The 6,579-nt window shown below is 70.7% G+C and carries 5 protein-coding genes; 4 read left to right on the forward strand and 1 reads right to left on the reverse strand.

The genetic code is table 11. The annotated features are described in order from the left end of the window. Positions 1-39: 39 nt before the first annotated feature. Entirely contained in the window at positions 40-801 is a 762-nt protein-coding gene (ubiG, locus tag GBZ26_RS08025) for a bifunctional 2-polyprenyl-6-hydroxyphenol methylase/3-demethylubiquinol 3-O-methyltransferase UbiG (RefSeq protein ID WP_174438389.1), read from the reverse strand. 156 nt (positions 802-957) lie between these two features. On the opposite strand from ubiG, the gene GBZ26_RS08030 reads away from it, so the two are divergent. The 4 genes from GBZ26_RS08030 to GBZ26_RS08045 all read left to right on the forward strand — a co-directional run. Further along, the gene (locus tag GBZ26_RS08030; RefSeq protein WP_040133868.1) at positions 958-2,193 is read left to right on the forward strand and encodes an aspartate kinase; all 1,236 of its coding nucleotides are present in this window, start codon (positions 958-960) and stop codon (positions 2,191-2,193) included. 26 nt (positions 2,194-2,219) lie between these two features. Then, the gene (locus GBZ26_RS08035; RefSeq protein ID WP_174438390.1) at positions 2,220-3,311 is read left to right on the forward strand and encodes an NAD(P)H-dependent flavin oxidoreductase; all 1,092 of its coding nucleotides are present in this window, start codon (positions 2,220-2,222) and stop codon (positions 3,309-3,311) included. After that, complete coding sequence (gene ptsP / locus GBZ26_RS08040; protein ID WP_174438391.1) at positions 3,311-5,611, forward strand: phosphoenolpyruvate--protein phosphotransferase; 2,301 nt, start codon at positions 3,311-3,313, stop codon at positions 5,609-5,611. Before GBZ26_RS08035 ends, ptsP begins: the two co-directional genes overlap by 1 nt. Positions 5,612-5,822: 211 nt before the next feature. Next, positions 5,823-6,579 (forward strand): helix-turn-helix domain-containing protein (locus GBZ26_RS08045; protein WP_247884783.1); only part of this gene is annotated, 757 nt, incomplete at its 3' end.

Below are 6,579 nucleotides of genomic sequence, written 5' to 3' on the forward strand. Positions count from 1 at the left end.
GGTGTGTACGCCCGTACGCGTCGCCGATGCTCCGTACGTTCAGGCCCGCTCCGCCCAACCCATGTAATTCACGTCCAGATCACGCGGGTTCAGCCGGAACTCGTCGGACAGCGGGTTGTAGGTGATGCCGGTCAGGTCGCGGATCGCCATCCCCTCGGCGCGCAGGGCGGCGGCCAGTTCGCCGGGGCGCAGGAACTGGCGCCAGTTGTGGGTGCCGCGGGGCAGCCAGCGCAGGATGTACTCCGCCCCGACAATGGCCAGCGCGAAGGACTTCGGCGTGCGGTTCAGCGTCGCCAGGAACAGCGCGCCGCCCGGTGCCGTCAGCTCCGCGCAGGACTTCACGAACAGCGGCACGTCGGCGACATGCTCGATCACCTCCATCGCCAGCACGGCGTCGAAGCGCTCGCCGCTGGCGGCCAGCGCCTCGGCGGTGGTGGCGCGGTAGTCGACGGGAGTGCCGGTCTCCGCGGCGTGGGCGGCGGCGGTGCGGACGTTGCGCTCCGCGGCGTCCACGCCGACCACGGTGGCGCCCATGCGGGCGACGGGCTCCGACAGCAGGCCGCCGCCGCAGCCGATGTCGACGACGCGCAGGCCCTTCAGCGGCTCCGCCGCCAGCGGGTCGCGGCCGAAGCGGCGGCACAGCGTGTCGCGGATGTAGGCCAGCCGCAGCGGGTTCAGCCGGTGCAGGGGCCGGAACTTGCCGGTGGGGTCCCACCATTCCGCGGCGATGGCCGAAAAGCGGGCGATGTCCTGGGGGTCGACAGTGCCTGCGGTGCCTGCGGTTCCGGCGGTCGCGGTCATGAAAGAAATCCCGTATGCTTGGATTGCGAGAACAATTGCGGGGCGAACTTGCCTCGCTGTGAGCGACAGAGTATGGATACGCCGCCCCGCGCCGGCAACGGTAGAGCGGGGGCGCGGACTGCCGGCTTATGTGCCGGCCCAGACATGGTGTGAGGTATGGCGCGGATCGTCCTCAAGTTCGGCGGCACGTCGGTCGGCGACATCGACCGCATCAAGAACGTGGCCCGAAAGGTCGAGCAGGAAGTCAAGGCGGGGCATCAGGTCGCCGTCGTCGTGTCGGCGATGTCCGGCGTGACCAACCAGCTCGTGAAATACTGCAACGACATCGACAAGCTGCACGACGCGCGCGAGTACGACGCCATCGTCGCTTCGGGCGAGCAGGTGACCTCCGGTCTCCTCGCCATCGCGCTGCAGTCGCTCGGCATCCAGGCGCGGTCCTGGCTCGGCTGGCAGATTCCGATCTACAGCGACGAGACGCACGGCAAGGCGCGCATCGTGTCGATCGACACGGCGGAGCTGGACAAGCGGATGAACACCGGCGAGGTCGCCGTGGTCGCCGGCTTCCAGGGCGTGACCGAGAGCGGCCGCATCACCACGCTGGGCCGCGGCGGCTCCGACACCTCGGCGGTCGCCCTGGCGGCGGCGCTGAAGGCCGACCGCTGCGACATCTACACCGACGTGGACGGCGTCTACACCACCGACCCGCGCATCGTCACCAAGGCGCGCAAGCTCTCCAAGATCACCTACGAGGAGATGCTGGAGCTGGCGTCGCAGGGGGCGAAGGTCCTGCAGACCCGCTCGGTCGAGATGGCGATGAACCACCGCGTGCGCGTGCAGGTTCTGTCGAGCTTCGAGGAGGCCGCCGGCAGCGCGCTTCCCGGTACCCTTGTTGTTGACGAGGACGAGATCGTGGAAAAGGAAGTTGTGAGCGGCATCGCCTACAGCCGCGACGAGGCGAAGATCACCCTCATCGGCGTCGCCGACCGTCCGGGCGTGGCGGCCAGCATCTTCGGTCCGCTGACCGACGCCGCCGTCAATGTCGACATGATCGTCCAGAACGTGTCGGAAGACGGCAAGTCCACCGACATGACCTTCACGGTCGGCAAGGCCGACATCGCCCGCGCCGTCAAGGTGCTGGAGGATGCCCAGGCCGAGTTGAACTACAAGCGCATCGTCTCCGACGCCAACGTGGTGAAGGTGTCGGTGATCGGTGTCGGCATGCGCAGCCACGCCGGCGTCGCGCAGCGCATGTTCAAGGCGCTGGCCGACAAGGGCATCAACATCCAGGTCATCTCCACCTCCGAGATCAAGATCTCCGTCCTGATCGCCGAGGAGTATGCGGAGCTGGCGCTGCGCGCGCTGCACACCGCCTACGGGCTGGACGCGGCCTGAGTCGCGGGGAAGGGGGAGGGGCGGCGATGACCGACGCCAGGTCCGACGCGGTCGCAGGCGCCCGACTCGACCGGCTGTGGGAGCGTGGCTGCGCCTTCCTCGGCACGCGCACCGCCATCATGGGCGGTGCGATGAGCTGGGTGTCGGAGCGCCGCCTCGTCTCCGCCATCTCCAACGCCGGGGGCTTCGGCGTGCTGGCCTGCGGCTCGATGCCGCCGGACCTGCTGGCGGCGGAGATCGCCGCCACGCGGGCGCTGACCACGAAGCCCTTCGGCGTCAACCTCATCAACATGCACCCGGACCTGGACCGTCTGATCGACGTCTGCCGGGAGCTGGCGGTGAGCCACGTGGTGATCGCCGGGGGCTTCCCCAGCGGAGCCACCATCAAGCGGATCAAGGACGGCGGCGCCCGCGCCATGGCCTTCGCCCCGACGCTGGTCAGCGGCCGGCGGATGGTCAAGATCGGCATCGACGCCCTGGTGATCGAGGGCACGGAGGCCGGCGGCCACATCGGCCCCGTCTCCACCACCGTCCTGGCCCAGGAGATCCTGCCCGACCTGCGCGAGGTCCCGATCTTCGTCGCCGGCGGCATCGGGCGCGGCGAGGCCATCCTGTCCTATCTGGAGCAGGGGGCGGCGGGTGTGCAGATCGGCACCCGCTTCGTCTGCGCCACCGAATCCATCGCGCACCCGCGCTTCAAGCAGGTCTTCATCAAGGCCTCGGCGCGCGACGCCCAGGCGTCGGTGCAGATCGACCCGCGCTTCCCGGTGATCCCGGTGCGGGCGCTGGCCAACGCCGGGTCCAAGCGCTTCATGGAGCTTCAACGCGAGGTCATCGCCCGCGTGGACCGCGGCGAGACGACGCGCGACGCGGGCATTCTGGAGATCGAGCATTTCTGGGCCGGCGCGCTGCGCCGCGCGGTGATCGACGGCGACGTGGAGAGCGGCTCGCTGATGGCCGGGCAGAGCGTCGGGCTGGTCACGCGCGAGCAGCCGGTGGCCGAGATCATCGGCGACCTGATCGCCCAGGCCGAAACGGCGCTGGCCGCCCGCGGCCCGCACATCGATGCCGAAGAGCAGCCGGTCATCGGTCCATCGGCCATCCTGGGAGCGGCCTGATGACCGGCGTCCTGGGCGACATCCCCGCCGCATCGCCGGGCTTCGACGGCGCCGCCTCGCGCCGCCTGCTGGCGCGGCTGCGCGACGTCATGGCGGGCTCCGGCTCCGGCCAGGAGCGGCTGGACAAGATCGTCACCCTGATCGGCATGGAGATGGGGGCGGATGTCTGCTCCTGCTACGTCATGCGGGCGGGCGAGGTGCTGGAGCTGTTCTCCACGCTCGGCCTGAACCAGGACGCCGTGCACAACACCCGCCTGCGGGTGGGCGAGGGCATCGTCGGCGACATCGCCGGCCACGCGCGGCCCATCGCGCTGGACAACGCGCCGTCGCACCCCAGCTTCGCCTACCGCCCGGAAACCGGCGAGGACCCGTTCCTGTCGCTGGCCGGCGTGCCGATCCTGCGCGGCGGCAAGGTCCGCGGCGTCCTGGTCATCCAGCACAAGGACCGCCGCCGCTACACTGAGGTCGAGGTCGAGACGCTCCAGACCATCGCCATGGTGGTGGCCGAGCTGGTCGCCCAGGGCGAACTGGTCAACCCGCAGGAGGTCGCCTCCACCGGTGACCCGGCGCTGCTGCCGGCGCGCCTGTCGGGCACCTCGCTGGCCAGCGGCCTGGCGATGGGGCTGGCGGTGATCCACCGCCCGCAGCTGACCATCCGCCAGATGGTGTCCGAGGACGCCGAGAGCGAGCTGGCGCGGCTGAACGCCGCCATCGCCACCATGCACAGCGCCATCGACGACCTGCTGAACGCGGCGGCGCTGGCGGGCTTGAGCGAGCCCAAGGACATCCTGGAAACCTACCGCATGTTCGCGGAGGACCGTGGTTGGCTGTCGCGCATCCGCGAAGCGATCCGCATGGGTCTGACGGCGGAAGGGGCGGTGCAGCAGGTGCAGAACGACACCCGCGCCCGCATGAGCCACCTGACCGACCCCTACATCCGCGAACGTCTGCTCGACCTGGAGGACCTGACCAACCGGCTGCTCCAGCACCTTGCCGGGCGCAAGTCGGAGGCGGACGGCGGCACGCTTCCGGAAGACATCGTCCTGGTCGCGCGGTCCATGGGGCCGGCGGAGCTTCTCGACTACGACCAGCGCCGCCTGCGCGGCGTGATCCTGGAGGAAGGCTCGCCGTCCAGCCACGTCTGCATCGTGGCCCGCGCGCTGAACATCCCGGTGGTGCAGGCGCCCGACGCGCTGAACCGGATCGAGCCGCTGGACCCGGTGATCGTCGACGGCGACCACGGGCAGGCCTTCGTCCGCCCGGCGGAGGACATCCAGATGGCCTTTGCCGAGGCCGTGGCCCTGCGCGCCCGCAAGGAGCAGATGTACGAGGCGATCCGCGCGCTGCCCTCGGTGACGCGGGACGGCGTGCCGATCTCCATCCAGCTCAATTGCGGCCTGCTGATCGACCTGCCGCATCTGAAGGCCAGCGGGGCGGAGGGGATCGGCCTCTACCGCACCGAAATCCCCTTCATGGTGCGCTCGACCTACCCGGACGTCCACGCGCAGACCGACCTCTATTCCCGCATCCTCGGCCAGACCGACGACAAGCCGGTGGTCTTCCGCACGCTCGACGTCGGCGGCGACAAGATGCTGCCCTACATCGCGGCCAGCGAGGGGGAGGAAAATCCGGCGCTCGGCTGGCGGGCCATCCGCATCGGGTTGGACCACCCGTCGCTGCTGCGCCAGCAGTTGCGCGCGCTGCTGCGGGCGTCCGCCGGGCGTCCGCTGTCGGTGATGTTCCCGATGATCGCCGAGGTGGCGGAGTTCGACGCCGCCCGCCGCCTGCTCGACCTGGAGATCGCCCGCCTGGAGGGGCAGGGGGGCGAGCCGCCCAGCCGCGTGCGCGTCGGCACGATGATCGAGGTCCCGGCGCTGCTCTGGCAGCTGCCGGCCCTGCTGCCGCGGGTCGATTTCCTGTCGGTCGGCTCCAACGACCTGACCCAGTACATCTTCGCCAGCGACCGCGGCAACCCGCGCACCTCCGGCCGCTACGACCCGCTGTCGCCGGCCATGCTCAGCCTGCTGCGTCGGCTGGTCGAGGCCTGCGGCGACGCCAACGTCCCGGTCAGCATCTGCGGCGAGATGGCCGGCCGGCCGCTCGACGCCATGGCGCTGATCGGCATCGGATTCCGCACCCTGTCGATGTCGCCGCCCTCGGTCGGCCCGGTGAAGACGATGCTGCGCTCGCTCGACGTGGCGGCGCTGCGCCAGTACATGAACGGGCTCTACCTGCGCGGCGACCACAGCCTGCGCGACAAGCTGCGCAGCTTCGCCAAGGACCACGGCGTCCTCATCTGAGGCCGCGCCCAAGCCCACCGCCGCTTGCTCCACCCTGGAGCCATATCCGACGCCGTACCGGGCCGTGGCGGCGTTTTGTTACAGCGGTTCGGGCGAAGGGCGTATACAAGATGGCAGGGTCACGGTCTTTCCCGGTTGCGCCGACCCCACGGCTGGCGTACCCATGCCGGGGGTGCGACCACAAGTCATCCGAGGCGACGGTACGGTTGAGATGATGGGCAAGCGCAAGGTTTTCGGCTCCTACGACCCCACGCAGGACGGCCCGGCGCAGACCGGCCCCAGCGTGTCCGACACCCTGCGCGAGACGCGCGAGAGCCTCGGCTACGACCTGCGCGAGGTCGCGACGATGCTGCGCATCCGCTATCCCTACCTGCAGGCCATCGAGGCGGGCCGCTTCGAGGACCTGCCGGGCACCACCTACGCCGCCGGCTTCCTGCGCTCCTACGCGGAGTGCCTGGGGCTCGACCCGGACACCGTCCTCACCCGCTACAAGGATGAGGCGGCGGGCCGCACGCGCAGCCAGCAGCTCTATTTCCCAACCCCGGCGCCGGAAGGCCGCATCCCCGGCGGTACGGTCCTGCTCGGCACGATGGTGCTGGCGGGCATCGTCTATGGCGGCTGGTACTATCTGTCGGCGACCGACCGCTCGATGGTCGATCTGGTCCCGGCCCTGCCCGACCGGCTGGTCTCGCTGCTCGACACGCTGCCCTTCAACGCCGGCCAGAACGGCGGTGGACAGAACGGCGGTGGACAGAACGCCACGGCCCCTGTCGAGTCGCCGGCCGCCCCGACGTACGTCCCCCCCCGGGTGGCGGGGGGCCCCTCCGTTCCCGCGTCCGCCCCCCCCCCGGCCGGTGGTGCGTCCACGGCCGTGGCCACCCCCTCCGCCCCCGGCCCCGCCGCCCCCCTTCCCGTGGCCCCCGCCCCCGCCCCCCCCGCCCCCGCCCCCCCGGCCCCCACCCCCTCCT

The sequence above is a fragment of the Azospirillum formosense genome (assembly GCF_013340925.1).
Classification (GTDB): domain Bacteria; phylum Pseudomonadota; class Alphaproteobacteria; order Azospirillales; family Azospirillaceae; genus Azospirillum; species Azospirillum formosense.

Bases quoted from the DNA above. Each gene is read 5' to 3' on its own strand.
- ubiG (WP_174438389.1), bottom strand. From the start codon at position 801: ATGACCGCGACCGCCGGAACCGCAGGCACCGCAGGCACTGTCGACCCC.
- GBZ26_RS08030 (WP_040133868.1), top strand. From the start codon at position 958: ATGGCGCGGATCGTCCTCAAGTTCGGCGGCACGTCGGTCGGCGACATC.
- GBZ26_RS08035 (WP_174438390.1), top strand. From the start codon at position 2,220: ATGACCGACGCCAGGTCCGACGCGGTCGCAGGCGCCCGACTCGACCGG.
- ptsP (WP_174438391.1), top strand. From the start codon at position 3,311: ATGACCGGCGTCCTGGGCGACATCCCCGCCGCATCGCCGGGCTTCGAC.